The sequence below is a fragment of the Nocardia sp. NPDC003963 genome (assembly GCF_053605105.1).
This window is the reverse complement of the sequence record NZ_JBSGIP010000003.1, coordinates 44,271-71,218: the sequence shown is the minus strand read 5'-3', so window position 1 is coordinate 71,218 and position 26,948 is coordinate 44,271. Positions and strand designations below refer to the sequence as shown.

Below are 26,948 nucleotides of genomic sequence, written 5' to 3'. Positions count from 1 at the left end.
GCGTGGAATCGACAGGGCATTTCGACCCGTCCCCGGTATGCGGATCGCGGTGATCGATTTCCGCCGGTGTCCCGGGACGGTAGCCCTGGCGCTCGTCACAGTACGGGTCGGCGATCACGTACATGTCGCTGCCCGACAGGCGCCGGGTGGTCCTCCGCGTCCTTCGTCGCCTCATATCCGGCGAGGCATGTGGTGGCGAGCACCCCACACTTGCCGAATATACCCCCGGGGGTATATTGGCTCGGGTATATACCCCCGGGGGTATAAATCCCGGTGTCGAACAAGTCGATGACGGTACGGGCGGAGGTACGCGGTGACGGAGACGATGACCGACCGGAAGATGGCGGGGCGGACGGCCGGTGGGCCGCTGTCGCGGCTGGGCGCGGCGATGGCCGGACACACACGCTGGGTGTTCGGCGTGTGGTTGATAGTGTTGGTCGCCCTCGGGTCGGCCGCACCGAGTGTGTTCACCTCGTTGGCCGGGGCCGGTTGGCAGGCGAACGGCTCGGAGTCGGTGCAGGTGCGCGAACTGGCGCAGCAGCACTTCGGCGGTAACTCCTCGGCGGCCGTGCAGGTAGTCGTACATTCCGACACCGAGACGGTCGACAGTCCGGCGGTGCGGGGAGTGCTGGACGCGGTGGCTGCCGAATTGGCCGGCGACAGCCGTTTCGGCAGCGTGGTGCCCCCGCAACCCGGGACGACGATCAGCCCGGACGGCCACACCGGCATCCTCATCGCCGGTGCCAACGCATCCACCGACGATATGGTCCGCGCGGTCGACGATCACAAGGCGGCGCTGACCGCGCTGTCGGGCAGTGGCGTGGAGGTGTATCCGACCGGTGCGTCGGCGCTGTGGAGTGATTTCAACAAAGCCAACCACGACGCGATGATCAAGGCCGAATTGTTCTCCTGGCCGGTGACTCTGGCGATCATGGTGCTGGCGTTCGGTTCGCTGGTGGCCGCGGGACTACCGCTCCTGCTGACCGTCGCCGGGCTGGTGGCGTCGGCCGGTGGATTGGTGTTGTTGAACCAGCTCACGCCGATCTCGGTGTGGGCGATGAATTTCGCGATGATGTTCGCCCTGGCCCTGGGTATCGATTACGCCCTGTTCATCGTCGCGCGTTTCCGTGACGCGCTGACCAGAGCGGGTAGCACCCGTGCGGCGGTGGCCGAGACCATGGACACGGCCGGTAAGGCCGTTGTGCTGTCCGGGCTGACGGTTCTGGTCAGCCTGTCGGCGGTGCTGCTGGTGCCGGCGCCCGCGGTACGGACCATGGCGGTGGGCATCATGCTGGCGGTTGTCTTCGTACTCGCGGCGACGCTCACGCTGTTGCCCGCGGCGCTCGGGGCGCTGGGGACAAAGATCAACGCGGCCGCGCTGCCGTACGCGAAAAGACAGCAGCATCGCTCGCCGCGGTTCGCGCGCTGGGGTGAGATACTGCACGCCCACCCATGGCCTTTCGCGGTCGCGGCACTTGCGGTGCTCATCGGGCTGGCGCTTCCGGTGCTGAGTCTGAAGGTCGCTATGCCCTCGATCCAGGTGGTGCCGGCCGACGCGCCGGTTCGGCAAGGCTACGAACTGGTGCAACAGCAACTCGGTCCCGGTGCTCCGGGAGCCTTGCAGATCATCGCTCCGGCCGCCGATGCCGCCGAGACCGCGCGGATCGCCGCGGCCGGTGACGGCATTGCCATGGTCACACCCGCGCAGGCCGCCGGCGACGGCTCGGGCCTGGTGATGATGCAGGCCCTGCCGGAGGTCGACCCTTCCGACGGGCAGATGGGGCATATTCTCGACGGCTTGCGCGACCGCTTGCCGGTGCAGGCGCTGGTCGGTGGCGCGCCCGCGGAGAACTCGGATCTGCAGAGCGCCCTCGACCACTACCTGCCGATCATCGTCGGTGTGATTCTCACGCTGGGGTTCCTGCTACTGCTGGTCGCGTTGCGGGCTCCGCTGATCGCGGCACTGGGCACCCTGGTGAGTCTGTTGTCGACCGCGGCGGCATTCGGGGTGGCGAAACTGATCTTCCAGGACGGCCACGGAGCGGGCCTGCTGGGCTTCACTCCACAGGGATTCCTCGACGGCTGGGGCCCGGTCTTCTTCTTCGCGATGATCTTCGCGATCGCCATGGACTACACCGTGTTCCTCCTGGCCACCGCTAAGGAGCACTACGAGCGGTCCGGCGATCCGAAAGTCGCCCATATCGACGGGCTCGCCCACTCCGGCCGGGTCATCTTCGCGGCCGCGGCGGTCATGGTGGCGGTGTTCTTCACCTTCGCACTGGCTCAGCCGCTGCCGCCCAAGGAGATGGGCATCATCCTGGGCGTGGCCGTACTGCTCGATGCCGTCGTTGTCCGGCTGGTGTTGCTTCCGGTGCTGTTGCGATTGTCGGGCCACGGTGCGTGGTGGTCGCCCGGGTGGCTTCGTAAGGCCCTGCCCGAGATCGATTTCGCGCATCGGTCATGACCGAGGGAACACGGATGCATATACCCCACCGGGTATTCTTGCGGGAAGGTGATCGAAAAGGAGAAAGTGATGATCGGCGACGAGAACAGCATCGCTCCGGTGCTCAACCGGCTGCGCCGGGCCCACGGCCAGCTGGCCGGGGTGATCGCGATGATCGAGGAAGGACGCGACTGCAAAGACGTCGTGACCCAGCTCGCGGCAGTGTCGCGCGCCCTCGACCGGGCCGGGTTCAAGATCGTGGCGACCGGTCTTCGCGAATGCCTCGATCGCCGGGCCGACGGCGATACCGATCCGATGACCGTCGAGGAACTGGAAAAACTGTTCCTCACCTTGGCCTGAGCCCGCGAGCGCCGCGGGCAGGGCGACCTCTGGAAAGGACGACCCTGCTGATGCAGTATCCACCGCGGCCCACTGGCTGGACCATCGACCGAATTGTCCCGCTGCTCGCGGGAATCCTCGTCCTGGCCGGTACGGCCCTGGCGGTGGCGTTTTCGCCGTGGTGGCTGATCCTGACCACCCTGGCCGGAGCGAATCTGCTGCTCTACAGTGCGGTCGGCTGGTGCCCGGCCACGCTTCTCATGACCCGGCTCGGGGTCCCGTACCGCACCACGGCGTGCGCGCACTCGCGTGCATGACCACCCGATGACCGACCGACAAGGAGGTCGGTCTCGTCATGAGCGATCCGTCCGGCGCTGCGCTGCGCTGACCGCCCGCTGCGAGCGCGCGATCCGATCGCCTGCCGGGCCGGCTGGTGATCATCGAGGTCGAGGCACAGTGCCTCGAGATCGGCATCGGCTTGTCCGGACAGGTGGCCGCCGCGATCCCGGATGCCGTGGCGGCGTTGCTGGACGAAGTGGGTGGGTCCAGGGCGGGCACGTCGGGCCACAAGGCCCACCCGGGCGATGACCTTCTTCTCTGACCACGATCATTCGTAGGCGCGAGGCTCTGATCATGCGCTGGTGTCGGGAGAGGTGTCGGTGATGTCGGAATCCGTTTCGGACGCGAATATTCGATGGTCCACGCTGTCCCGCGGCTGGGCGCTGCGGCCGAGCAACCCCAATACGCTGATGCGTCCGGGCGATCGACTCGAGGCAATAGTCCGGATCGTCGCAGTCCTGGTGGTGCTGGCGCTCATCCCGATCGCGGGCGTGGCCGGGACCGGGGTCTATACGCGCGCCACCGCCGATATCGCTGTCGAGCAGCGGACCAGGTCTACGGTCAGCGCGGCGGTCGTGGAGAAACCCACGACAGTCGGGTGGGATGTCGCCCGAGCGAAAGTCGTCTGGGTGGCCGCCGGCCGCGACCGTGCGGCTACGGTGCCGGTGCCGGTCACTTCGCATATCGGGGACCGGATCGAACTCTGGGTCGATGGACACGGAGACAAGGTCGCGCCGCCCAGACCGCGGTCGGCGGCGGCGACGAACGGGGTCGTTGTGGGATGCGCGGTCGTCTTCTACGGAGCCGTGGCCACCTGGTGCGCGGCGGCGGCGGTCTCCCGGGTGCTCTCGCAGCGGCGAAACGAGCAGTGGGAGCGGGAATGGCGGGCGTTCGACGGCACCACCGGGCGTATGCCCTGATGGTGCGGCTCGATGTCGTCGCGCCGTTCATTGTCCGCTCGGGCGCGCGTGCTCGAGCAGTAGACGCCGCTCGGCGGTATCGATCGCGCGCCGCGCGTCGGGCAGCGCGTCCGGGGTGACCGATATCGACGTGGATCCCATCCGGACCAGCTGCTCGACGACGAGCCGGGTGCACAGCCCTCCGGGCGCCTTCGGCTTATGGGGTGACCTGGGCCTCTGGGATAGGTGACGGCTGCCTCTACAGCGGGGAACCGGCCGGAGCGTGTAATCGACCGAATCGTCCGATAGCCGTCTGTCAGGAGGAATGATGAGCCTTCTCCCCACCCACCGTCAACAGCATTCGTTGCTGCCCGATTTCGCCGACATCTGGAATACGCTGACTCCGCCGGCGGCCCTGACCTCGATGTTCGGCGCGCACCTACTGCGGGTCGAGGACACACTCGAGGACGGCCGATATCTGATCAGAGCCGAGATCCCGGGGGTGGACCCGGAAAAGGACGTCGATGTGTCCGTACGCGAGGGACTGCTGACCATCAGGGCCGAACGCTCGGAGGAACACGAGGGGAAGGGCCGCTCGGAGTTCAGCTACGGCTCGTTCGTCCGCACGGTGACACTGCCGCGGGGCGCCGAGGAGGAAGGGATCGAAGCCAGTTACGCCAAAGGCATTCTGACAGTGTCGGTTCCCGTGTCCGAGCCCACGGTCGAGGCGAAGAAGGTCGAGGTGAAGGCAGCGGAATGATCCGGCGGTCGCGGGACGCTCTGCCGGAACCGAAGAGCCGGTGATCGGCCGCGCAGCCCGGCCCGTTCCGGATGCGGCCGACGGCCGGCATCAACGGTCGGCGTGGACCGAAGTCCTTCCTGCCGGACCTGTCCCGGCCACGATTCGGATCCGTCCGGCACCGTCCGAGGGGACTTCGGCTTCTGTGCCGCACGCCACCCGCGGGCGAAATATCGGACTCGACACATTCCGCGCCGATTCGGGACCAGGGTATGGACATCAGCGAGCAGTACACCGGTGAAGACACACCGCCCCGAACGGTATTGCCCGATGCGCGGTCGGCCGAACCCTTCCGCGACGGGCGCCGGCGCTGGTTCGGCCTGGTGACCGTCGGCGCGACTGCCGCATGGGCGCTCCCGATCATTGTCTATCCGTTGGCCGACGCTCTCACGCCGTGGAGTCCGGCGGGGGCGGCAGTGCCCGCCGCAGCCCTGGGGGCAACCGTGCTGGCTGTGACACAGGTACGCGCACTCCGTCGGTGGTCGGTCGCGGTGCCCCCTCTCGACTGGGCCCTCGCCACGGCGGTGGCCGCCGCTCTCGAATGGTCGATCATCTCGGCGGCCATCGGTTACGGGGCGCGACTGGCGGCCCTGCCGGTACTGCTCCAGGTCCTGGTGGTCGCCACGGGCGTGCCGGCCATGGCGTTCGTGCTCGGTATCTGTCAGTGGCGCGTCCTGCGGAGCTGGTCCGATCAGGCGGTCCTGTGGATCTGGGCCGATGCGGTGGCCTGGATCATGGGGGTGACGGTGTTCCTCGGGGTGGCCCGGCCACTCTACGAGGGTGTCGCCCCCGTCTATCCGGCGGCTGTGGTCTCGGTGGTCTTCGGAGTAATACTGCGGGGTGCGGTGTTCGCGGCTGTTACCGGTCTCTATCTGGTGCTTGTGTTCGGTCCCGAGCATCTCCACTCCTGGCTCGCGGCCGACGAGACCCGGGAACAACCGGAGCAGCACGGTGCCGCCGCGGCGCGGGACCGCCTCGAGCTGCGCGCCTCATCGGCGAACGACGCACGCGAGCATCCGGACAGCGTGCGGGGACGAAGGTCGACGCGACCGGGGACGGCCGGCACTGTCGACGGGGGCGGTACTCCGTCGATTCTGGGCCGCGAGGCGGGGAGGGAGAAGGAGGTCGCACCCATGCGCGCACACGTCGGAGACTGGTTGGTCATCGAGCACGGCGCCGCCGACGGCGCGGTGCAGCGGGGGCTCATCGAGGAAATCCATGGAGAGAACGGCAATCCACCGTATCTGGTGCACTGGACCGAGACGGGGCGCCGCGCACTGATGTTTCCCGGGCCGGACGCGCATGTGGTCACCGCGGCAGATCTGCATGCGAGTCAGCACGCAGCCGCCGAGCACTACCTGTTCGGTTCAGAGCCGCGACATCGCACCCCGAGTCGATGAACCAGTGGTTTTCCCGGTGCGGTGGGGTCTTTCGGTCGCTGCGGTGAGGTATTTGCCCTCTGGCGGCGAGGAGACCGGTCGGGCGAACCTGGTGGAAGAGCCGGGGCGACCGTGTCGCTGCGGACGCTTCTCCGGAATCCGAGACGAGGTGGTGCGGTATGCGCGCGCGTGACATTCTCAGCCGTCCGGTGGCCACCGTGCGGCGGGAGACCCCGCTGCCGGAGGCGGTGGCGGAGCTGACCGGGAAGGGATTCGCCGCATTGCCTGTCGTCGACGACCGCGAACGGGTGGTGGGCATACTGACCGAGTCGGATGCGCTGGCAGCCATCGAATCGGGGCGGGAAGCCGGTATCGTCGCGGTCGCGATGAAGACGCCGGTACAGGCTGTCGAACCGGCCACCGATATATCCGAGATCGCGAAGATGATGCTCGACAATCGTCGGCGTTCGGTACCGGTCGTGGAGGCCGGTGTCCTCGTCGGAATCGTGTCCCGGCGTGACCTGCTGCGGGCATTGACACGCGATGAGGACGCGGTGGAGGCGCGGGTGAGTTCGCTGCTCGAAGACTACTCCGGAAGCCATCGTCGCTGGGATGTCGAGGTCGGCGACGGCATGGTCACCATTCGCGGTGCCTGCGCCGACGAAGCCGAGGAGCGGGTGCTGGCGGCGATGGCACGGACGATTCCCGGAGTCGGCGAGGTACGCGTCGTGGATACCGCGGCGGTTCCACCGGGCGGGAGCTGACGCGGTCGTGCAGTTGTAGCGGGTCGCTTCCGCGGCGACCCCGGGATGCGACCGGCCCGGCTCCGGCTCGAGCCCGGGTTCGCCCCGCCGGTTACGGGTGGTTGATGGGTGCCCGCGCGCCCGGAGTGCGGGGCGGCCGTGCGGGCCCAGCCCGGTGATACGAGAGCTGCCCGGCACGAGGATCGGGGACCAAAGACTCCGTTCACCCGGCAGCTTCTTGCCTACCGTCGTAACCATGACGAATGGACCGGCCGGGTCGGTTGTCGAGCGTGCCGTCCGCCGTGCGGGCCGGGCGCCTTCGTTGCACAACAGCCAACCCTGGCTCTGGAAGTCTCACGACCGGGTGCTGAGCCTGTTCGCCGTCCCGGAGCGGATGCTGCCGACGACAGATCCCGGTGGCCGTCAGCTGCTGATCAGCTGTGGGGCGGTGCTGGACCATCTGCGGGTGGCCATGAGCGCCGCCGGATGGCAGCTGTCGGTGGCGCGTCTGCCGAATCCTAATGATCGAAATCATCTGGCGGACATAACATTCCATCGATCGGTAATAGTCACCGAAGGTGATCGCGCGCGCGCTGAGGCGATCGATCGGCGCTATACGGACCGGTTACCGTTCCCGGAGCCGTCCGGCTGGCCGGACTTCGAGACGATCCTGCGGTCGACGTTCGATTCCTATGACGCCGCCCTCGATGTTCTTCCGGAGGAGAGCCGGCCGGCTCTGGCGCACGCCGCGCAGATGGTCACGGCCCTGCGACGCTACGACGCGGACTACCATGCCGAACTACATTGGTGGACAGGTCATGTGATCAGCGCGACCGGCATTCCCCGCAGCGCGCTGGCGGCACCCGGCGAACAGGACCGGGTCGCGGTCGGCCGCCGGTTCCCGAGTTCCGAATCGGGGGCATCCGACCGGGAGCTCGAAGCCGCCGATGATCACGCCAGGATTCTGGTCCTGTCGACCGTGGGTGATACGCCCGAGGAGATCGTGCGCTGCGGTGAGGTGCTGTCCACCGTACTGCTCGAGTCCACCCTCGCCGGTTACGCGACCTGTCCGCTGACGAATCTGACCGAGGTCGACCGCAGCCGTGCCGTGGTCCGATCCCTCATCGGGGGCGATCGTCGGCCCCAGGTCCTCGTCCGGGTCGGTGCCGTTCCGCCTCGGGAACAGCCGCCGGCGCGTACACCCCGGTTGCCGCTGATCGAGATTCTGCACACCGCCGCTCCGTCGGCCTGACCACCCGGCCGACCGTGATCGGGACCATGGCCCCGGCGACCGGCGACTTCCGCCCCTGCACCGGCCGGGCACTCGTATCCAAGGTTGGAGTTGCACCGTGATCGGCGCATCGGACCGAGGAGGCCACGGCATGGCACATCACAACGATCCGCTCGCTGCCGGAGTAGATACCGCGCACACGTGGTTGAACGCCGTCGCCGAGGGGTTGGGAACCGAGGATCGCCACTTCGCCTTCCGCGCCCTGCGCGCGTGGATGCACACGGTCCGTGACCGAATCGGGGTGTCCAACTCCACCCATGTGGCCGCCCAGCTCCCGGAGTTCCTGCGTGGGGTGTGGTACGAGGGCTGGGTCCCGGCACGGGTCCCGGTCCGGCACGGAGTGGGTGCGTTCGTCGACCAGTTCGCCGAATCGGCGCGAATCGACCGTGACGAGGTCGTGCCGATCGCCGGAAAGATCACCAGAACGCTGGACGGGCTGTTCGCGCCCGGTCAGCTCACCCGTATCTTCGCAGTGCTACCCGGTCCCCTGGACATCGCCCTGTGGGGTGATTTCCTGGGCGATGAGCCCGCGGCCGCGCACGTTTCCCCGCCCTCCCGCGGGAGTTCGGGCCACCAGCGGGACCTGGCTTCGCAGGTCCGCGGCCTCGGGGAGGCTCTGGCGGTATTGGCCCGGGGGCTCGAACAGCTTCCCGTCACCCCGCCCGACGAGCAGCGGGTCGCCGCCGCGGCACAATCGGCGCATCGCATTCTCCTCGCCGAGGGCCTGGTGGACCGGCACACCACGGAAGCGAGTTGACGATGGCATCCCTGGACACCGAGCGGGCCGGGACCCGTATCTTCCACGACCGCCGCGAAGCCGGCGCCGCCCTGGCTCGCTTGCTGGAGCATTACCGCGGTGAACCGGACCTGCTGGTGCTGGGACTTGCGCGCGGCGGACTACCGGTCGCGTGGGAGGTCGCCGCAGCGCTCGAAGCGCCGTTGGACACGATGATCGTGCGCAAACTCGGCGCCCCCGGCGATCCCGAATTCGCGATCGGTGCCCTGGCCTCCGACGGCCGGATCGTGCTCAACGACGATGTCGTACGCGCGCTGCGTCTGTCTGCCGAGCAGGTTCGCGATATCGCGCGGGAGGAAGCGGCAGAGCTGGACCGGCGCGCGGCGCGGTACCGAGCGGGGCGTGGACCGCTGGAAATGTCGGGTAGGACCGTGATCCTGGTCGACGACGGACTCGCCACCGGCGCGAGCATGTTCGCCGCCGTCGAGGCAGTTCGCAGCGCGGAGCCGAAAAGGATCGTCGTCGCCGTCGCCGCCGCACCCGAATCCACCTGCCGCGAACTCGGTGCCGCGGTGGACGAACTGGTCTGCGCGACCGTGCCGTCCCCGTTCCGTGCCGTCGGAGAATCCTACTGGGACTTCGGTCAGGTCACCGACGAACAGGTCGGCCGGCTGCTGGCCGCGCCCACGGCCGGGGTGCCCGGGCGCCTTCCACCGGACTCGTCGGCGGTACTGCGCGACGCCGCCGTCGCCGCCCCCGCCGGAATCCCTCCGTGGACTGTTCTCGGTGATCTGGTCGGCGATGCCCGGTTCGTGCTCATCGGTGAGAGTTCGCACGGCACATACGAGTTCTACGCGGCGCGCGCGGCGATCACCAAGTGGCTCATCGAACAACGCGGGTTCACCGCGGTGGCGGCGGAGGCGGACTGGCCCGATGCCTACCGCGTCGATCGTTATGTGCGCGGCCACGGCGCGGATCGGGATGCGGAGGACGCTCTGGCGGGATTCGAACGCTTTCCGTCGTGGATGTGGCGCAACACCGTGGTCCGGGATTTCGTCGGTTGGTTACACGGGCACAATGCCCGCTGCCGGGGTGCCGGTGCGCCGGAGACCGGTTTCTACGGGCTCGATCTCTACAGCCTGCACCGGTCGATGCGCGCGGTGGTGCGCTACCTCGAACAGGCCGATCCACCGGCGGCGCAGCGGGCCCGGGCCCGCTATTCCTGCTTCGATCAGGTGAGTGGCGACGACGGAGAGGCCTATGGACTCGCCACAGCGTTCGGCGCTGGGGAAGGCTGTGCGAAACAGGTGGTCGAGCAGCTCGTCGAACTGCAACGGGGCCTGCTCACCACCGCGATGTCACACGGCGGGGACTCCGAGGAACAGTTCGACGTCCTCCGAAATGCGTGGTCCGTCCGCAACGCGGAGGCCTATTACCGTGCGATGCTCGGCGGCCGCGTGCATTCGTGGAATATGCGTGATCGGCATATGGCGCAAACCCTCGACGCGCTCGCCACCCATCTGGCGCGGCCGGGCGACTACGCGCGGATACACGGGGAACCACGCATTGTGGTGTGGGCGCACAACTCTCATGTGGGAGACGCGCGGGCCACCGAACTCGGCGCGGAAGGGCAGATCACCCTCGGGCAGTTGGTGCGTGAACGGCACGGGGACCGGTGCCGCACTATCGGATTCAGCACCGGCTCCGGCACGGTGACCGCGGCTCGGAAATGGGGCGGTCCGGCCCTGCGCGAAACCGTACGCGAGCCGCTTCCCTCCAGTCTGGAGTCACTTCTGCGCGACACCGGGAAACAGGAGTTCCTGCTACGCCTGGATACCCGAGGCGCTGTTACCGATCACCTCGGCACGCCCCGTATCCAGCGGGCCATAGGAGTGGTGTACAGCCCGGGCACCGAACGCCAGAGCCACTACTACCACGCTCGCGCGGCGCAGCAGTACGACGCACTCATCCATATCGACCGGACCACCGCGCTCCAGCCGCTCCAATCGGAAGGAGACCCCGGCTCCGGCACCGTCCCCGAGAGCTACCCCACCGGGCTGTGAACCGATTTCGCGCAGTGGAGGACGGCCGCGCCGGCCGGATCGGAGGTCTGTTGTGACGATCGAGCTCACCGGACTGACCAAAACCTATGGCCGGACCATGGCGCTCACGGATGTGAACGTACGGATCCCGGCCGGAGTCGTCTTCGGCTACGTGGGTCCCAACGGTGCCGGGAAAACCACCACCATCCGCATCCTGGCCGGCCTGATGCGGCCGACGCGCGGCTCGGCCCGAATCTGCGGCGCGGACACCACGCGGGAACGTGAACTCGCGCAACGGCATCTCGGATACCTGCCGGGCCAGTTCGTCGCCTACCCGGATCTGACCGCCGGCCAGTACCTCGACTACCTGGCACACCTGCACGGTGGGGTCGATCCGTCGGTGCGCGGGGCCGCGGCGCAGCGACTCGGCTTGGATCTCTCGGCCCGCATCGGGGCGATGTCCCACGGCAACAGGCAGAAGGTCGGTCTGGTGCAGGCCTTCATGACCGATCCGGACGTGCTCGTGCTCGACGAACCGACCACCGGCCTGGATCCACTGGTTCAGCGTGAGTTCCTGACCATGGTGCGGGAGGTTCGCGACAGCGGGCGCACGGTGTTCCTGTCCTCCCATGTGCTCTCCGAGGTCGAAGCGGTCGCCGATACCGTGGGGATGCTCCGGCGCGGGCAGCTCATCGCGGTCCGGTCCGTCGCCGAACTCACCGTCCGGACCGTACGCCGGATCGACCTGACATTCGCCGGGACACCCCCGGATCCGGACTCGATCCGCGCCGTGCCGGGCGTCCGCCGGATCGATCGCAACGCGCACCGTATGCAGGTCGAGGTGCAGGGTTCGACGGCGGAGCTGCTGAAAGCGACTGCCCCGTACGGTGTCGTCGACATCGTGAGTCGTGAGCCGGATCTGGAAGATGTGTTCCTCACCTATTACGGACAGGACTGAATGCTGTGCTGCGCACTGTGTATTCGAAAGGTTTGCGAGATCAACGCCGTGGACTGGCCGGGTGGAGTATCGGAATGGTTGCCCTGGTGCTACTGGAAAGCGCACTGTGGCCGTCGATCTCGGGAATGTCGGGTATGCGGGAACTGCTGGAGAACTATCCCGAGCCGTTGCGCGAGCTGTTCGACCTGGACGAATTCGGCACCGGCACCGGATTCCTGAATGTGGAACTGTTCAGCATGCTTCTTCCGATCCTGTTTCTCGTCTTCGCGATCGGCCGCGGCGTCCGAGCGATCGCCGGCGAGGAGGAGCGCGGAACATTGGAAGTGCTGCTCGTCACGAGAACAACGCCGGTGCGGCTGGCACTCGAACAGGCAGCGGTGCTCGTTACGGCGGTTGTGGTGCTCGGTGTGGTGCTGTTCGCGGCCGTTGTCGCCTGCTCGGCGCTGTTCGGACTCGGTGTGACGGCGGGTTCCGGGCTGACCGGGGCGCTGGCCATGGTGCTCATGGGGATCGAGTTCGGCCTGCTTGCCCTGGCTGTGGGTGCCGCGACCGGAAAGCGGACCCTCGCTGCCGCCGTGGCATCGGTTTTCGCGGTGGCCGCCTATGTTGTGTATGTGGCGAGCAAATTGGTCGACGCAGTACGGCCGTGGGGCCCGCTCTCGCCGTTCCATCAAGCTCTCGAAGGCGGACCGATGGGCGCCGGGATCCCGGCCGCCTACGGCTGGCTGCTGGTGGCCGGCGCGTCGGCACTGGCAGTGGGGTTGCCGATCTTCGCTCGCCGCGATATCGCCGGTGTGTGATCGCGTGCGCCGGTGACTTCGGTGCCACACCAGCAGGCCGATCGTCGTCAGGATGCAGCGCGCCACGGCGGAAGCGGCAGGTCGGTTTCCCCGGCACTCCTCACCTCTCGGGTGCCGCGGTCGCCGCGATATCGACAATCCGGACTTCCGCGACGCCGGGAACAGTACGTGCCAGTGCTGCGACAGTGCGCTGCTCGGTCTCGTCGGCGTAGATCCCCTGAACGGTCACGGTACCGTCGGCGGCCTCGATATCCCATTGGCGATGGCTGCCGGCATAGTCGTCCAGTACCGACCGGACGCTCGCCTCGATCGTGGTCTCGTCGCAGAGGAGAGCGCGCAGCAGATCCCGCCGGGAGACGATTCCGACGAGAACACCGGCTTCGACGACCGGAATCGATCGCACGTGGTGATCCAGGGCGACGCCGGCGATCGTCGCGGTATCCGCTGCCGGGCCGACTACTTCCACCGGCACGGTCATCGCGGAATCGACAGTGGCTGTACCGGGTGGCGCGGTCATGGCGTCGGACTCGGACAGTATGCCGACTACGCGCTCGCTGTCGTCCACTACCGGTAGGGCCGCGAAGCCGTGCCCGGTCAGCAGCGCGACAGCATCGGGCAGCAGGGTGTCCGGACGAACCGTGATCACCGGCCGACTGAGAATATCGCGTGCGCGCATCACATCACCCTCCTGCTCGGCCCGGCGGCTCCCGGCGCGGTTGTCCCGGGCTTCGACGATCTTCAGCTTCGTCCCCGCGGGTCGTTCCGGTTAGTGCTCGAGGACCCCGCCACGGGGACCGAAGTCACCTTTCCGGTGGTTACCCGACCGGGCGGTTCCTGAGCGATCAGGGCAGCGGGGCACTCCAGTTCAGCAGTGTGCCGCCCGATGGATTCGCGCTCGTGCGGCACTCGCCGCCCGCACGTTTCGCGCGTGCGGCGAGATTGGCCAGGCCGCTGCGGCGATCGATATCGGGAGACAGGCCGATGCCGTCGTCGGCGACCTCGAGAGTGACCTCGTCACCGATCCGAAGGTCGACCGAGAGTGCGGTGGCGTGGGCATGCTTGACCACATTGCTGATCGCCTCGCGCACCACTGCCTCGATATCGTCGGACAGTGGTGGGGTGAGGACGGTGAGTGGGCCTGCCAGCCGGATCGAGGTACGCAACTCTGTTTCGGCGGTCATCTCGGCCACGATCGCGTGGAGATGTTTGCGGAAGTCGGCCGATTCGACTGCCGTGCTGCTGTGCAGATCGAAAATGGAGTGGCGGATATCCTCGACAATGGATTGCAGGTCGTCGATCGTCTCGCCCAATCGGGCCTTCACTTCCGGGCTGCGAGCGCGCTGGAGCGTGGTCTGTAGCCCGAGCCCCACCGCGAACAGTCGCTGGATGACATGATCGTGCAGGTCGCGCGCGATCCGGTCGCGATCGGCGACGACATCGAGTTCCCGCATCCGGTGCTGGGTCTGCGATAGCCGCAGTGCCAGTGCGGCCTGGTTGGCGATCACGGTCATCATTGCCCGCACCGCAGGGTCCAGACATTCGGCACCTGCCGGTTGAACCGTGGTCAGGACCCCGATGACGTTCTCGCCGGCCAGCAGGGGAAGGACCAGGGCAGGTCCGAATTCAGGGGCGAATTCCGGGAGGATATCGGCCGGGAGTCGTTCCAGAGTGATCGTCGAGGCCTGCCGGAATGCCTGGTCGGCCCGGGATTCGGCCAGCGGCAGCCGCTGACCGCGCAGGGCGTCGGCCCGGTCGCCGGCTGCGGCGGCGACGGTCAACTCGTGAACCTCGTGGCGTGGCTGTTCCGGGTCGTCGGGCAGGGCGACGAAAGCGGTGGCGGCCCTGGTGAGGAGGCGGGCGCGTTCGGCGACCAGATCGAGCACTTCCGCGGGTTCGCCGCCGGCGAGTAATTCGGTGGCGACATCCCGGGTCGCCTCCAGCCGGCGGTACCGCATGCGCGACTGTTCGTAGAGCCGGGCGTTCTCGATGGCGATACCGGCGGATGCGGCCAGCGCCCGGACGACGGCCTCGTCGTCCTCGGTGAACTCCGCGGCGCCGATCTTGTCGGTGAGGTACAGATTGCCGAAGACTTCGTCGCGTACCTTCACCGGGACTCCGAGGAAGCTGTGCATCGGTGGATGATGGGCCGGGAAGCCGACCGAGGAGGGATGGCTCCCGATATCGGGAAGGCGAATCGGCTCGGGCTGGTCGATGAGCAGGCCGAGGACGCCGCGACCGCGCGGGAGGTTGCCGATCAGCTCCCGGGTGCGGTCATCGATGCCTTCGTAGACGAATTCGGCCAGTTCGCGGCTGTTCCTGTCGGTGCCGCGCACACCCAGCGCGCCGTAGCCGGCATCGACGAGCTCGATGGCGGTGTGCACGATGGAACGTAGAGTTTCGTCGAGGTCCAGCCCCGCGGTGATGGCCAGCATCGCCTCCATCAGCCGGTCCATCCTGTCGCGTACGTCGACGATCTGCGCGATTCGGTCCTGGACCTCGTCGAGGAGTTCGTGCAGCCGGAGCTGGGACAGCATCTCGGTCACCGGTGGCCGATCGCCCGCTGCGGACACCTGGCCTTCCATGGCCGCTATTCTTCCATCGCCGGTGCGCGGTTGCCAAGGATGAGATCACGGACGGTGCAGGTCCAGGTCACTTTTCTCGGTCGAGCCCAGCTTCGTGGCGATGACGGCGGCCTGGGTGCGGCGCTCCACCCCGAGCTTGGTGAGCAGCCGGGAGACGTAGTTCTTCACGGTTTTCTCGGCCAGGAACATCCGTCCGGCGATCTGGCGGTTCGTCAGGCCCTCGCCGAGCAGTGCGAGAAGTGTGCGCTCCTGTCCGGTCAGTCCCGCCAGTGGTCCGGTCGCGGCTTCGGCCTCGGCACGGAAGCGGGCCATCAGAGTGGCCGCGGCACGATTGTCCAACAAGGATTTGCCTGCGCCGACCTGCCGGATGGCACCGACCAGGTCCAGGCCGGTGATGTCCTTGACCACATAGCCGCTGGCCCCGGCCAGAATGGCATCGAGCATGGCTTGTTCGTCGGTGTAGGAGGTCAGCATCAGACAGTGCAACTCCTCGTTGGCGGAGAGGAGCTCCCGGCACAGTTCGATACCGTTGCCGTCGGGTAACCGGACGTCGAGGACCGCCACGTCGGGGCGCAGCGCCGGGATCCGCGCGAGCGCCTGGGATGCGTTGGCCGCCTCCCCGGCGATCTCCATATCCGGTTCCGAATCGATCAGGTCGGCCACGCCACGACGCACTATCTCATGGTCGTCGACCAGGAACACCCTGATCATGGTCCACCTCTCTCTCCGCCGCTGGTCTCAGGGTACGGAGCATCGTCGGCTCGACGAGCCGGAATCGGGCCCGCATCCGAGGACAGGGCGGCCTCATGTCGAGGGTCCAGAGACTCTTGACCGAGGTCCGCGCGGCAGACAGCTGCCACGCCGTCCAGGATTTCCCGTAGGCGTCCTCCGAGTTCACCGGCCTGTAGCACCGATATCTGTGGGTCACCGAACGGCGGCAGCTGTTCCGGATCCAGCGCTTCGACGATGGTGGAACCGGCTTCGGCGCGCAGCGCCACCGTGCAGGGCAACAACGGCGCGATCCGGCCCGTCGTACCGAGCGCCCGCCCGGCGAGGCCCGGGTCGTGGACGGAGAGAAGAAGCTGAACTCCCGGTCCGTGGTGCGGTCGATCTCCCAGGGGCTCTGGAATACCGACTTCACCGACGATGTCGAACCCGTATTCGCGCAGTATTTTCCGGGTCGCCTCGACGACCTTCTCGAAGGGCCCCGGTGTGCGAACGGTCAGCAGGGCGGCGGCGATCGGCACGCGGATCTCGGTGACCATGCCGGCTGGAGTGACCGCCTCATCGGGAGCGACATGGTATACCTCGGTCGGCGGTCCGACCGCCTGGAGACCGGCCGCCAGGATCCAGCGGTCGAGGGCTCGATACGCGTCGGCGAGTCCGCCGTACCCGCCACGATGGCTGGTATGGGCGAAGCGCTGGCGGTCGGTACGGCGAATCGTGAATTCCTCGGTGGTGCCACCACCGGGGCACAGGGTGATGGGGAGTTCGAACTCGGCCCTGTTCGTGGTTCCGGGCCCGAACAGGCCGTAGTAGGTGGTGCGCGGCGAGCCGATCGGTGCCGCTCCGAGCGAACGTGCGAGCCGGTAGAGCTCGGCCGTACCCGCTCCGATATCGTCACGGGCACGGTCGCTCGATACCGCCCGGCGCAGCACCAGTACGGTGTGCGGTTCGGATTCGTCGATACCGACCCGGTAGTCCATCGATCGATACCTCCTCACCGCGGGATTCTGGGCCGGTGGGTGCCACGTTTCCGCGACTCCGGCCGCGCTCGGCGGCCGGAGGAGACGCCGATATCCACGCCTTCGGTGACAGCATCACAGCGGTGACAGCATCACAGCCGGCTGCGTGTTCAGTTCCATCGACCATCCGACCTTACGTGCCCGGCCGGTGGCCGCCCAGTGCCGCTGGACCTCGGACGGTGGGGACCTACGCATCCGATTCGGGCCCCGGAAACCCCGCCGGACAACGTGGAGCCGGCAGCACCGGGATATGGGTACTTGGTGGGTGCCGCCGAGGGCGTCCGACCCTGCCCCGTCCCGGTCTTCGATGGTGGTATCGACTGGAAGCACCGAAGTAGGAAGCGGTGACACGACGTGTCCGGAGCCGATGAATCCCTGGGCCCGCGCCTGATCGTGGAAATCGGGCGCGCCGAGGCCCTGCGTCTGCTCGGATCGACGTCGCTCGGACGTATCGTCTACACCGACGACGCGCTTCCGGCGGTGCGTGCGGTGAACCATCTGCTCGACCCGGACGGATCGTTGATCATCCGGACCACCCCGTTCAGCGGGCTGGACGGTAGCCTCCGCGGCCGACCTGTAGTGGTGGCCTATGAAGCCGACGATATCGATCCCGTACGGCGGATCGGGTGGGCGGTGCTGATCACCGGCCCGGCGCGGGTACTCACCCCTGGCGAACTGGCGGCGGAGTACACGCGGCGGCTGGGGCTCTGGGGAGATCAGGCCGCCGGGATGGTGATCGGTATCGATCCCGTTCTCGTATCCGGCACGAGACTGATCGAGGAGGTGGCGGTATGAAGCCCGGGCGGGCCTGCCCGGCGGAGACGATGCGCGCGTGGCGAGTCGATTCACCGCGTGGGATCGACCGCAAACCGCTCGTTCAGCGAACCGAACCGCTCCCCGAACCCGGCGCCGGTGAGTTCGTGGCCAGAGTTCGGGCCTGCGGCGTCTGCCGGACGGATCTGCACGTCGCCGAGGGCGATCTCCCGGTGCACCGGGAGCATGTCGTCCCCGGACACGAGATCGTCGCGGAGGTCGTCGATACCGGTCGTGGGGACTCGGCCGGGTTCGCGGTCGGCGACCGCATCGGTATTCCCTGGTTGCGCCATACCTGTGGAGAGTGCGCGTGGTGCCGACGCGGCGCGGAGAACCTCTGCGCACAGTCGCGCTACACCGGTTGGGACGCCGACGGCGGCTACGCCGAGTACACCACCGTCCCGGCGGAATTCGCGGTGCGATTACCCGGTGGATATGACGACCGCGAGCTCGCGCCACTGCTGTGCGCGGGGATCATCGGGTACCGGGCCCTCGCCCGGGCCGCCGTACCCGTCGGCGGCGTGCTGGGTATCTACGGTTTCGGCGGCAGTGCCCACCTCACCGCGCAGGTCGCGCTCGCCCGAGGTGTCCGGGTGCACGTCATGACCCGGGGCGCTGCCGCGCGGGCGCTGGCGCTCGCACTCGGTGTCGCCTCGGCGCAGCACGCCGCAGATCCGCCGCCGGAGCCGTTGGATTCCGCGATACTGTTCGCGCCGGCAGGCGAGTTGGTGCCGCCCGCGCTGGAAGCGCTGGGGCCGGGCGGCACACTGGCGCTGGCCGGTATCCATCTCAGCGAGATTCCGCCGCTCGACTATCGGCGCCATCTCTTCCGGGAGAAACAGCTACGCAGTGTCACCTCCAATACCCGGGTCGACGCGCGCGAGTTCCTGGCCTTCGCGCAAGATCACCGTCTCCGGGTGACGACCCATCCGTACCCGCTCGACCGCGCCGACTGCGCCCTGGCCGATCTGTCGCACGGCCGGTTCGACGGCGCGGCCGTCCTGGTGCCGTGAACCGTACGGCATCGACCCGGCCACCCGGCCGATCCCGCAGGAACTCGGCGGAGAACCGCCGCAGGAAAATCGCGATCGAAGGAGTTCGATATGAAGTCAGTGGAAGAACTGATGCATTCCGAGATCGATTCGATCGGTGTGCGCGACACCATGGATATCGCCGCCGCGAAGATGCGGCAGCGCGATATCGGTTCGCTGCCGATCTGTGACGGCGAAGGCCGTCCGGTGGGTATCGTCACCGATCGCGATATCGTCGTCGAATGCCTTGCCCTGGGGCATCATCCGGAGACCGCGACCGCCGGCGAATTCGCGCAGGGTGACGAATTGCGTACCGTCGATATCGGTGCGGGTATCGACGAGGCGCTCGCCGTGATGCGCCGATACCAGATTCGCCGGCTGCCGGTGACCGATCACGGACGGCTGGCCGGAATGATCACCGAGGCGGATATCGCGCGTGGGCTGCCCGACGCCGATGTCGCCGGATTCGTCGAGGCGGTGTGTGCGCAGAAACTTCCCGCCACCACCAGTTGAAGGTCGCCGGCGGCGTGGCGGGAACCGTGTTGTGCTCCGCCCGGCGTCAGGCGCGTGGGCGGGCGATGATCAGCGGCACCGCCACGCCGTGCAGGACCGCCTGGCTGGTGGAGCCCAGTGCCATTCCGGCGAAACCGCCCTTCCCGCGGCTGCCCACCACGACCAGTTGCGCGCCCTCGGATTCCCGCAGCAGACGGCGGGCGGGCCGGTCTTCGGCGACAGAATGGGTCACCGCTACGTCCGGACAGGTTTCCGCGTAGCCGGCCAGGCTCTCGGCCTGGAATCCGCGGGCCTGCTCCTGCATTTCGGCACGGGAGATGTAGCGAAAGAACTCCGACCAGGTGGTGACCGCGACGAGTCCGACGCCGAATCGACTCGCCTCGGCGAATGCGATATCGACCGCTTCCCGGCTGTACGCGGATCCGTCGACCCCCACGACCACCGGCATACCGGTTCGCTCGCCGCCGTCCCGGTAGGACTCCGGGATCACGGCGACCGGGCCGTGCGCGTACCGGGCGAGCGACGTGCTCACCGAGCCGAGCAGGCCGCGTCCGATCGCGCTGTGACCATTGGTCCCCACCACTACCGTGCGTGCGGTACGCGAGCGTTCGATCAGTACGGGTGCGGGATCCGGATCGACGACATAGGTGACGATCACCAGATCGTCGGCGAGTTCGCGAGCGACCTTCGCGGCCGATGCGCAGACCGCCTCGCCGTCGGCGCGCATGGCCTGGTTGTCGAATCCGACAACCCCCAGGCCGGGGCCGAAATCGATCGGCGCACCGACTGCGTACACGATGTGCAGTGGGGCGTGGTAGTAGGCGGCTGCCCGGGCGGCCCAGTGTAGGGCGGCCATGGAGGTGGACGAACCGTCGATGCCGACGACGACGGGCTGTTCGGTGTGTGTGCTCACAGGGCGCCTCCCACTCGACGGCTCGGGAGCTGTGCCGGGGACGGTCGCGGACGCTGCGCCGCTGCGGCTGCTACCGGTACTGCGACCGTAGGGCACCGCGGGCGTCGTCGAAGCGGGCCTTGGTCCCGGTTCCGGGAGTCCGAAGTCGTCTCCGCTCCGAGCGGGAAGGTACCGGCGCGAGCCGGTGCGGATCGTTCGAACGCGGTATCGGCGGGGAACACCGCACGAACCGCGGGTCGACTCGGGGCTTTCGGCATTTACCTCTCGGACCCCGGTCCGACAGGGTGTCGCAAGGGGTAGCGGACGAGCGTTGCCGCTCCGCCCTCGCGGCGGCCGGGGATCGGTGACCTTCGCCTCTCCCGGGTTCGCGGTGCCGATACGACAGTGGATATGTCGGCTCATGCGGGCCGGCCGATGGACGAAGGCGGCCGAGGATGGGTTCTCGCGAATCCCATATGACGCAGTCGGACCTGTTCACCTGGAGTATGGAGCAGGACCCGGTACTGCGGTCGACGATTGTGTCCGTGCTGGTTCTCGACACCGAACCCGAGTGGGACAGAGTGGTCGGCCTGTTCGATCGGGCGACCAGGGTCGTTCCGAGATTCCGGCACGTGCTGTCGTCGGCACCGTGGGGCCTGGCGCCACCCCGTTGGGAATCGGACCCCGGTTTCGACCTTTCCTGGCATCTGCGCCGAGTGGCATTGCCGCCACCGGCGGATCGGGCGGCGGTGCTGGAGTTCGCCCGCAACGAGATGATGACGGCATTCGACCCGGCGCGGCCGCTGTGGACCTGCACCGTTCTCACCGGGTCGCCCGAGGGCGGCAGCGCCGCTGTCCTGAAGGTTCATCACAGCCTCACCGACGGCGTCGGCGGGATGGAGATCGCCGCGCAGATTCTGGATACGACCAGGGCGGGGGTCGTCCGCGAGCCGGGCCTCACCTGCGCAGAAGCGGCGCCCGGACCGCTGACCGATCTGCTGAAGTGGAACGTGGTGACCGGATATCGTCTGCTCAGAGCCGGAGTATCCGCGGTGCCGGCGGCCGCTCGTGGTGTGACCGATCCGGCCGGGACCGTGCGCGGCGCGGTGCGGCTCGCGTCCTCGCTGGGGCGCCTGGCCCGTCCGGTCACCCGGACGATGTCGCCGGTGATGACCGAACGTGGCCTCGGGCGCCGGTTGACTGTGCTGGAGGTGCCGCTGGCACCCTTGGCCGCGTCGGCGCTGCGGGCGGACTGCACCGTGAACGACGCGTTCCTGACCGCGCTGCTCCTGGGGCTGCGTTCTTATCACCGTCGATACGACGCACCGCTCGAACAATTGCGAGTGACGATGCCGATCAGTGTCCGGGCCGAAGGCGATCCGCTCGGCGGTAACCGGATCACCCTGGCGAGATTCGCGGTTCCGGCGGGAATCGATGATGTCGTGGACCTGATGTGGGCGGTACACGATCTGGTCGACAGGTGGCGCCGGGAACCGGCGATACCGTGGTCGAACGAGGTGGCGGCCGTATTCAACCGCCTGCCCGCCGGCGCGATCGCGCAGATGCTCAAACATGTCGACTTCGTCGCCTCCGATGTGCCCGGTTCGCCGGTGCCGCTGTTCCTGGCCGGCGCCGAGGTCGAACACGTGTACGCGTTCGGCCCGACCATCGGTACCGCGTTCAATGCCACACTCGTCTCCTATCTCGGAACCTGTTGTGTGGGAATAAATGCCGATACGGCGGCCGTCCCGGATCCGGCGGAACTCACCGCATGTCTCGAGTCCGGATTCTGGGCGGTGCTGGCACGGGGAGTCGGTGAGAGCGCTCCCGCGCGAGGACGCCGAGATGTGCCGGCGGGGGCGTCTCGTCCCGACTCGGGAGAGGATCCTCGATGACCTGCCCACGAACGTTCCGGCGCCGGTGACCAGCGCCCGAGGGCGTCGCTAGAGTGACGGTCGTGGGTGCATGGGGAGTCAAGGCGCTGGAGAGCGACGAGGGTCTGGAAGTGCTGGCTCTGGTCGAGCAGATCTCCGACGGCCGGGATCGGGTCACGGCCGACGACCTGGTGAACGCCGCCGGTGCGGAAGGGTTGCTCGGCGGAGATCCGGCCGGCGACGAGTACCTGTACGACGTGACCGCCCTGGCGCTCGCCGAGATCCTCACCGGAGATACCGCGCAGCTCGCGGACCCGGCGTTCGGCGGGACTGTTTTCGTCCCGACCCCCACGGGCACCGCGGCGCTGATCACCTGGCTGACACAGCTGCGTGATGCGGGCGCGGACCGGGAGTTCCGGGAATTGTGGACGAGCGAACCACGCCACATCGTGCACATCACCGCGACCCTCGCGGCGCTGAGTCGCACCCAGGACGCTCCATAGCCGCTCCTGCCGCGGGGAGTGTGCCGAGTTCGTCGTAGTCGAGTCGCCGGTGGATCACACCCGTCGCCGACCGCCCGTCGACGGATGCGGCCGCGGTATCGGACGCTCGAGTCATCAGCATTGGACGTTTGTTCAAACGGGTGTTCACTCGGCGCAGAATGGTATTCTGAGGGGCATTCTCGAGCAGGAAATGCCTATGCCGGAAATCGACTCGAGTGCAACGCGGCCGCACGCGATTGCCGAGAAACTCGCAGCAGCCGGATTCACCGATCCATTCGAGATCGGGCGAGGCGGATTCGGCGCGGTTTACCGCTGCGCTCAGACCGGATTGGATCGCGTTGTCGCGGTCAAAGTGCTCCTCGCCGACCTCGAAAAGGAAAACGCGGATCGGTTCGTCCGGGAGCAGCTGGCAATGGGGCGGTTGACCGGACACCCGAACGTCGTGGAGGTGTTGCAGGGTGGCACCACCGCATCCGGCCTTTCCTACCTGGTGATGCCCTACTATCCCCGCGGTTCCGTCCACGCGCGGATCCGGCGCTACGGCCCTTTCTCGACGGCGGAAACCCTTCGGCTGGGAGTCGAGATCGCCGGGGCGCTCGAGACTGTGCATCGCCTCGGGATCCTGCATCGGGATATCAAACCCAGCAATATCCTGATCACCGATTACGGTGAACCGGTATTGACCGATTTCGGGATCGCGCGTGTCTCAGATAATTTCCGCACCGCCGCCGGAACGATCACAGGCTCGACGGCCTTCACGGCCCCGGAAGTCCTGTCGGGGGAGGAGCCCACCCGGGCGGCGGATGTGTACGGTCTCGGCGCGACACTGTTCGCCGTCTCGACCGGCCATGCGGCGTTCGAGCGCCGCAGTGGGGAAGAGGTGGTGGCCCAATTCCTGCGGATAACCACCCAGCCGGTCCCGGACCCGCGCGAGTACGAGATCGCCGAGGATCTCGCGCGGGTGATCGAACACGCGATGGCCCGGGATCCTGAACGGCGGCCCACCGCGCAGGCGCTGGGTGCGGAATTGCAGCGGGTGCAGGCAGCGCGCGGATGGCCGGTCGACGAGATCGCATTGCCGGTCGGGTCGGGCCCTCGGCCGGAAACCGGGAAAGCGGTGCGGTCCGTCCCCTCGACCGCGGACCTGCCGCGGACGCAGCCGCCGCTGCCATTACGGCCCGCGGTCGAGGAAAAGCGAATGCTTCCTCTCGAGATGACGAACTTCGTCGGTCGGCGTAAAGAACTGGCCGCGGTCAAGAGACTGCTGGGGAGTTCCCGGCTGGTGACGTTGACCGGTATCGGCGGGGTCGGCAAGACGCGTCTGGCGTTGCGGGCCGCGACAAGTGTGAAACCGGATTTCGACGACGGGGTGTGGCTGGCCGAGCTCGGGGAAGTGCGCGATGGTGCGCTGCTGCCGACGGTGATCGCCGCCGCGGCGGGGATCCGCGCGGCCGGGCAGCCGGTACTGGATATCCTGGTCGCCCACCTGGCCTCGAAACAGGTGCTTCTGGTGCTCGACTGCTGTGAACATGTCGTGGCCGATACGGCCGCGGTCGCCGAACATCTACTCCTGGCCTGTCCGGGGCTGCGTATTCTCGCGACCAGCCGTGAGGCCTTGAACGTGCTCGGGGAAGCGGTGCTGCGGGTTCCGTCGCTACCCGTTCCCGACTCGGACCGGCAGCCGCCGTCGGTATCGGCCGCGCCTCGCTACGACGCGGTCGGGATGTTCGTCGAACGCGCCGCCGCGGCAGTACCCGAGTTCGCACTCACCGAGGACAACGTCGCCACTGTCACCGAGATCTGCCGGCACCTGGACGGGCTCCCCCTGCTGATCGAGTTGGCGGCCGCCCGTCTCCGAGCGTTGTCACCCGAGCAGATCCTCCAGCGGTTGACCGATCGCTTCGCGTTGTTGACCAGTCGCAATCGCGGCGTACCGAGCCGCCACCAGACCGTGCGATGGTGCACCGACTGGAGTTACTCCCTGTGCAGCCCGGCCGAACAACTGGTCTGGGCCCGGATGTCGGTGTTCGTGGGCAGTTTCGCGCTCGATGCCGCCGAACAGGTGTGTCGGTGCGATCCCGAAGGCGAGGACCTGCTCGACGTGCTCGGAGCGCTGGTGGACAAGTCGATACTGATTCGGGAGGAGTCGGGTTCACTGGTGCGATTCCGCTTGCTCGAGACCGTCGGTGACTACGGTCGCGAGAAACTCGACGAGGCGGGCGAATACGCGGATCTGCGCCGTCGGCACCGGGATTGGTACCGGCAGTTGGCCGAAGGCACCGAAGGCGACCGAGCCGGCGCGACCCAGCTCGACTGGATCGAACGCCTCGACCGCGAGACACCCAACTTGCGTGCGGCGCTGGATTTCTCGCTGACCGACGACGAGCGGGATCCCGATGCCGGATTGTCGTTCGCGATCACGCTACGACTGTTCTGGCTGGCTCGTGGCCGACTGGACGAGGCTCTCTATTGGTATCACCGGGTGCTCGCCAACGGTGCTGCCCGGCCGACACCCGCGCGGGCAAAGGTGCTGCAGGCGGCATGTATGTTGTCCGACGCTCAGGGCGACTCCGCCGCGGCGGACGCGGCGGCGCGCGATGCGCGCACCCTCGCCGATCGAACCGATGATCCGCTGGTCCACGCGTACGCCGGTTTCACCGAGGGCAACCACGCGGTCTTCAGCGGTGAGCCGCAGCGGGCGCCCGCGCCACTGCAGGCGGCTCTCGCTGTACTCGGCGCTCAGGGCAGTGATACCTACGGGCAGGTCTCGGTACTGCTCTCGATCGGGTGGGCATACGAATTGCAGGGGAACAGTGCGGCGGCACTCCCGTATCACGAGAAGGCTGTCGCGATGGTGGAAGCCCGGCACGACGATGTCGACCGGGCTCCGGCGTTATGGGCCACCGCTGTCGCCGCCTGGCATCTCGGTGAGACCGAGCGTCCGCCGCGGCTGCTGCGCGATGCGCTGCGGTCCACCAGGCTGTTGAAGGACCCGCTCATGGCGGCCACCGTCCTGGAGACATTGGCATGGGTCATCGGCGTCGACGAGAACGCACGGAAGGTCTCTGTGCTCATGGGTGCGGCGGAGGTGCTGTCCCGGGCGACCGGGAGCTCGACCGCCATTTTCTCGAAACTTGTGGTGCACCACGACGAGTGTGTGCGTACGGCGCGACGCAGGCTGGGCGAGAAATCGTTCGGCGCGGCATTCCGGGAGGGAAACGCCATGGATCTCGACGCCGCGATCGACTACGCCCTGGGGGAGCGGTCGCAGACCGCGCGCGCGGGACCCACATCGGGATTGACCAAACGCGAACACGATGTCGCCCATCTGGTCGCCACAGGGCTGACCAACAAGGCGATCGCCGCCCGGCTGATGATCTCGCAGCGCACCGCGCAGGGACATGTCGAACATATTCTGACCAAGCTCGGATTCACCTCGCGGGCCCAGATCGCCGCCTGGGTCGCCGAGCAGAACTTGCCGAAGAACGGTTGACACCGTGGGCCGGCGCGGGACGGGTCAGCGCTCGGGTTTCGTATCCCGCTGGTGTCGCCCGGCGTCCGTGACGAGGGCCGGCACCACGAATGCGCGGATCTTCTCGCGCACCCGATCCAGGGAGCTCGCTTCCTCGGCGCCGCGGCTGATGTACATGATCTCGATTTCGGAGATCCATTCGCAGACCAGGCGCAGATCCAGCTCCGGCCGGATCTCGCCGGTCCGCTGCGCCGCGGCGAGTACCGGCTCCCACAATTCGTACGTGAGCTCGACCGCGCGTCCGGAATCGGTGAGCAGCGCAGTGGACAGGATCATCTCCTCCGGCGAGACCAGGCGGTGCATCATCGGGTCGAGCATGCCCTTGCGGATGTCCTCGCAGATTCCTTCGACCAGCTTGTCCTCGATCGCCGTCCAGCGTGCGATACCGGCGCGGGCCGGACCCATGTTCGCCCGGGCCCGGCGGGTCACGGATTCGGCGACCAGTGAATCGCGGTCGGTGAAATAGCGGTACACCGTGGCCCGGGAGACCGACGCCGCGCGCGCCACGTCTTCCATGGTCGTCTTGGTGATGCCGTAACGGGCGAAGCACGATTCCGCCGCGCCCAGGATGGCCGTCCGTGCGTCGTTCACTGTCTTCGTACCGCTCGCTGTCACGGATCGCACCGTACCAAGGCTGACATTTATCGAAAAGCTTTAGATAAGACGCTAGACAAAATTTGTATCACGTGCCACGC

At 67.6% G+C, this 26,948-nt stretch carries 25 protein-coding genes; 19 read left to right on the top strand and 6 right to left on the bottom strand.

Features of this window, described 5'->3' with window-relative positions; translation table 11 throughout:
• The first annotated feature begins 325 nt into the window (after nucleotides 1-325).
• From ACWEWT_RS11030 to ACWEWT_RS10970, 13 genes are all read left to right on the top strand, one after another.
• The gene (locus ACWEWT_RS11030; RefSeq protein WP_452558164.1) at nucleotides 326-2,464 is read left to right on the top strand and encodes an MMPL family transporter; all 2,139 of its coding nucleotides are present in this window, start codon (nucleotides 326-328) and stop codon (nucleotides 2,462-2,464) included.
• A 69-nt stretch (nucleotides 2,465-2,533) separates the two neighbouring features.
• Nucleotides 2,534-2,803, top strand: a complete 270-nt coding sequence (locus tag ACWEWT_RS11025) for a metal-sensitive transcriptional regulator (RefSeq protein WP_452558368.1) — start codon at nucleotides 2,534-2,536, stop codon at nucleotides 2,801-2,803.
• Nucleotides 2,804-2,853: 50 nt separating this feature from the next.
• The gene (locus tag ACWEWT_RS11020; RefSeq protein ID WP_452558163.1) at nucleotides 2,854-3,099 is read left to right on the top strand and encodes a YgaP family membrane protein; all 246 of its coding nucleotides are present in this window, start codon (nucleotides 2,854-2,856) and stop codon (nucleotides 3,097-3,099) included.
• Nucleotides 3,100-3,215: 116 nt separating this feature from the next.
• Nucleotides 3,216-3,383: a hypothetical protein gene (locus tag ACWEWT_RS11015; RefSeq protein WP_452558162.1), complete on the top strand. Its 168-nt coding sequence runs from the start codon at nucleotides 3,216-3,218 to the stop codon at nucleotides 3,381-3,383.
• 61 nt (nucleotides 3,384-3,444) lie between these two features.
• Nucleotides 3,445-4,041, top strand: coding sequence for an Rv1733c family protein (locus ACWEWT_RS11010; protein ID WP_452558161.1), 597 nt, complete (start codon nucleotides 3,445-3,447; stop codon nucleotides 4,039-4,041).
• Nucleotides 4,042-4,348: 307 nt separating this feature from the next.
• Entirely contained in the window at nucleotides 4,349-4,780 is a 432-nt protein-coding gene (locus ACWEWT_RS11005; RefSeq protein ID WP_452558367.1) for an Hsp20/alpha crystallin family protein, read from the top strand.
• A gap of 251 nt (nucleotides 4,781-5,031) precedes the next feature.
• Nucleotides 5,032-6,219 carry a DUF1918 domain-containing protein gene (locus tag ACWEWT_RS11000; RefSeq protein WP_452558160.1) on the top strand — a complete coding sequence of 396 codons (1,188 nt, stop codon included), beginning with the start codon at nucleotides 5,032-5,034 and terminating at the stop codon, nucleotides 6,217-6,219.
• A 158-nt stretch (nucleotides 6,220-6,377) separates the two neighbouring features.
• Complete coding sequence (locus ACWEWT_RS10995) at nucleotides 6,378-6,962, top strand: CBS domain-containing protein (RefSeq protein ID WP_452558159.1); 585 nt, start codon at nucleotides 6,378-6,380, stop codon at nucleotides 6,960-6,962.
• 235 nt (nucleotides 6,963-7,197) lie between these two features.
• Nucleotides 7,198-8,193, top strand: a complete 996-nt coding sequence (locus ACWEWT_RS10990) for an Acg family FMN-binding oxidoreductase (protein WP_452558158.1) — start codon at nucleotides 7,198-7,200, stop codon at nucleotides 8,191-8,193.
• A gap of 130 nt (nucleotides 8,194-8,323) precedes the next feature.
• On the top strand, nucleotides 8,324-8,989 hold the full coding sequence (locus ACWEWT_RS10985; protein WP_452558157.1) for a DUF2267 domain-containing protein: 666 nt from the start codon (nucleotides 8,324-8,326) through the stop codon (nucleotides 8,987-8,989).
• Nucleotides 8,990-8,991: 2 nt separating this feature from the next.
• Nucleotides 8,992-11,031 carry an erythromycin esterase family protein gene (locus ACWEWT_RS10980; protein WP_452558366.1) on the top strand — a complete coding sequence of 680 codons (2,040 nt, stop codon included), beginning with the start codon at nucleotides 8,992-8,994 and terminating at the stop codon, nucleotides 11,029-11,031.
• A 52-nt stretch (nucleotides 11,032-11,083) separates the two neighbouring features.
• On the top strand, nucleotides 11,084-11,968 hold the full coding sequence (locus ACWEWT_RS10975; protein ID WP_452558156.1) for an ATP-binding cassette domain-containing protein: 885 nt from the start codon (nucleotides 11,084-11,086) through the stop codon (nucleotides 11,966-11,968).
• 5 nt (nucleotides 11,969-11,973) lie between these two features.
• Entirely contained in the window at nucleotides 11,974-12,768 is a 795-nt protein-coding gene (locus ACWEWT_RS10970; RefSeq protein WP_452558155.1) for an ABC transporter permease subunit, read from the top strand.
• A gap of 100 nt (nucleotides 12,769-12,868) precedes the next feature.
• Here the strand turns inward: ACWEWT_RS10970 and ACWEWT_RS10965 are convergent, their stop codons facing one another.
• The 4 genes from ACWEWT_RS10965 to ACWEWT_RS10950 all read right to left on the bottom strand — a co-directional run bounded on the left by ACWEWT_RS10965 (nucleotide 12,869) and on the right by ACWEWT_RS10950 (nucleotide 17,074).
• A complete protein-coding gene (locus tag ACWEWT_RS10965; protein ID WP_452558154.1) occupies nucleotides 12,869-13,444 on the bottom strand; it encodes a CBS domain-containing protein in 576 nt (191 codons plus the stop codon).
• A gap of 166 nt (nucleotides 13,445-13,610) precedes the next feature.
• Nucleotides 13,611-15,350, bottom strand: a complete 1,740-nt coding sequence (locus tag ACWEWT_RS10960; RefSeq protein ID WP_452558153.1) for a GAF domain-containing protein — start codon at nucleotides 15,348-15,350, stop codon at nucleotides 13,611-13,613.
• 45 nt (nucleotides 15,351-15,395) lie between these two features.
• Entirely contained in the window at nucleotides 15,396-16,061 is a 666-nt protein-coding gene (locus ACWEWT_RS10955) for a response regulator (RefSeq protein ID WP_452558152.1), read from the bottom strand.
• On the bottom strand, nucleotides 16,058-17,074 hold the full coding sequence (locus ACWEWT_RS10950) for a GyrI-like domain-containing protein (RefSeq protein WP_452558151.1): 1,017 nt from the start codon (nucleotides 17,072-17,074) through the stop codon (nucleotides 16,058-16,060). The genes ACWEWT_RS10955 and ACWEWT_RS10950 overlap by 4 nt, the downstream gene beginning before the upstream one ends.
• Nucleotides 17,075-17,449: 375 nt before the next feature.
• Here ACWEWT_RS10950 and ACWEWT_RS10945 point away from each other — a divergent pair, with 375 nt between their 5' ends.
• From ACWEWT_RS10945 to ACWEWT_RS10935, 3 genes are all read left to right on the top strand, one after another.
• Nucleotides 17,450-17,890 carry a pyridoxamine 5'-phosphate oxidase family protein gene (locus ACWEWT_RS10945; protein ID WP_452558150.1) on the top strand — a complete coding sequence of 147 codons (441 nt, stop codon included), beginning with the start codon at nucleotides 17,450-17,452 and terminating at the stop codon, nucleotides 17,888-17,890.
• Between the two features lie 29 nt (nucleotides 17,891-17,919).
• Nucleotides 17,920-18,921, top strand: coding sequence for a zinc-binding alcohol dehydrogenase family protein (locus ACWEWT_RS10940; protein WP_452558365.1), 1,002 nt, complete (start codon nucleotides 17,920-17,922; stop codon nucleotides 18,919-18,921).
• Nucleotides 18,922-19,011: 90 nt separating this feature from the next.
• The gene (locus ACWEWT_RS10935; RefSeq protein ID WP_452558149.1) at nucleotides 19,012-19,452 is read left to right on the top strand and encodes a CBS domain-containing protein; all 441 of its coding nucleotides are present in this window, start codon (nucleotides 19,012-19,014) and stop codon (nucleotides 19,450-19,452) included.
• A 46-nt stretch (nucleotides 19,453-19,498) separates the two neighbouring features.
• On the opposite strand, the gene ACWEWT_RS10930 is transcribed toward ACWEWT_RS10935, so the two are convergent.
• A complete protein-coding gene (locus ACWEWT_RS10930; RefSeq protein ID WP_452558148.1) occupies nucleotides 19,499-20,365 on the bottom strand; it encodes a universal stress protein in 867 nt (288 codons plus the stop codon).
• 434 nt (nucleotides 20,366-20,799) lie between these two features.
• Between ACWEWT_RS10930 and ACWEWT_RS10925 the strand changes: the two genes are divergently transcribed.
• The 3 genes from ACWEWT_RS10925 (at nucleotide 20,800) to ACWEWT_RS10915 (ending at nucleotide 26,214) form a co-directional block, all read left to right on the top strand.
• Nucleotides 20,800-22,239 (top strand): wax ester/triacylglycerol synthase domain-containing protein, encoded by a 1,440-nt coding sequence (locus ACWEWT_RS10925; protein ID WP_452558147.1) that lies wholly within the window; start codon nucleotides 20,800-20,802, stop codon nucleotides 22,237-22,239.
• A 62-nt stretch (nucleotides 22,240-22,301) separates the two neighbouring features.
• Entirely contained in the window at nucleotides 22,302-22,721 is a 420-nt protein-coding gene (locus tag ACWEWT_RS10920; RefSeq protein WP_452558146.1) for a hypothetical protein, read from the top strand.
• A gap of 196 nt (nucleotides 22,722-22,917) precedes the next feature.
• Nucleotides 22,918-26,214 carry a protein kinase domain-containing protein gene (locus ACWEWT_RS10915; RefSeq protein ID WP_452558145.1) on the top strand — a complete coding sequence of 1,099 codons (3,297 nt, stop codon included), beginning with the start codon at nucleotides 22,918-22,920 and terminating at the stop codon, nucleotides 26,212-26,214.
• A 24-nt stretch (nucleotides 26,215-26,238) separates the two neighbouring features.
• Here the strand turns inward: ACWEWT_RS10915 and ACWEWT_RS10910 are convergent, their stop codons facing one another.
• On the bottom strand, nucleotides 26,239-26,877 hold the full coding sequence (locus ACWEWT_RS10910; protein WP_452558144.1) for a TetR/AcrR family transcriptional regulator: 639 nt from the start codon (nucleotides 26,875-26,877) through the stop codon (nucleotides 26,239-26,241).
• Nucleotides 26,878-26,948 lie beyond the last annotated feature (71 nt).

Bases quoted from the DNA above. Each gene is read 5' to 3' on its own strand.
- ACWEWT_RS10955 (WP_452558152.1), bottom strand. From the start codon at position 16,061: ATGATCAGGGTGTTCCTGGTCGACGACCATGAGATAGTGCGTCGTGGC.
- ACWEWT_RS11010 (WP_452558161.1), top strand. From the start codon at position 3,445: ATGTCGGAATCCGTTTCGGACGCGAATATTCGATGGTCCACGCTGTCC.
- ACWEWT_RS11025 (WP_452558368.1), top strand. From the start codon at position 2,534: ATGATCGGCGACGAGAACAGCATCGCTCCGGTGCTCAACCGGCTGCGC.
- ACWEWT_RS11020 (WP_452558163.1), top strand. From the start codon at position 2,854: ATGCAGTATCCACCGCGGCCCACTGGCTGGACCATCGACCGAATTGTC.
- ACWEWT_RS10935 (WP_452558149.1), top strand. From the start codon at position 19,012: ATGAAGTCAGTGGAAGAACTGATGCATTCCGAGATCGATTCGATCGGT.
- ACWEWT_RS10915 (WP_452558145.1), top strand. From the start codon at position 22,918: ATGCCGGAAATCGACTCGAGTGCAACGCGGCCGCACGCGATTGCCGAG.
- ACWEWT_RS10960 (WP_452558153.1), bottom strand. From the start codon at position 15,350: ATGGAAGGCCAGGTGTCCGCAGCGGGCGATCGGCCACCGGTGACCGAG.
- ACWEWT_RS11000 (WP_452558160.1), top strand. From the start codon at position 5,032: ATGGACATCAGCGAGCAGTACACCGGTGAAGACACACCGCCCCGAACG.
- ACWEWT_RS10990 (WP_452558158.1), top strand. From the start codon at position 7,198: ATGACGAATGGACCGGCCGGGTCGGTTGTCGAGCGTGCCGTCCGCCGT.
- ACWEWT_RS10985 (WP_452558157.1), top strand. From the start codon at position 8,324: ATGGCACATCACAACGATCCGCTCGCTGCCGGAGTAGATACCGCGCAC.
- ACWEWT_RS10995 (WP_452558159.1), top strand. From the start codon at position 6,378: ATGCGCGCGCGTGACATTCTCAGCCGTCCGGTGGCCACCGTGCGGCGG.
- ACWEWT_RS10965 (WP_452558154.1), bottom strand. From the start codon at position 13,444: ATGCGCGCACGCGATATTCTCAGTCGGCCGGTGATCACGGTTCGTCCG.
- ACWEWT_RS10925 (WP_452558147.1), top strand. From the start codon at position 20,800: ATGGGTTCTCGCGAATCCCATATGACGCAGTCGGACCTGTTCACCTGG.
- ACWEWT_RS10980 (WP_452558366.1), top strand. From the start codon at position 8,992: ATGGCATCCCTGGACACCGAGCGGGCCGGGACCCGTATCTTCCACGAC.
- ACWEWT_RS11030 (WP_452558164.1), top strand. From the start codon at position 326: ATGACCGACCGGAAGATGGCGGGGCGGACGGCCGGTGGGCCGCTGTCG.
- ACWEWT_RS10940 (WP_452558365.1), top strand. From the start codon at position 17,920: ATGCGCGCGTGGCGAGTCGATTCACCGCGTGGGATCGACCGCAAACCG.
- ACWEWT_RS11005 (WP_452558367.1), top strand. From the start codon at position 4,349: ATGAGCCTTCTCCCCACCCACCGTCAACAGCATTCGTTGCTGCCCGAT.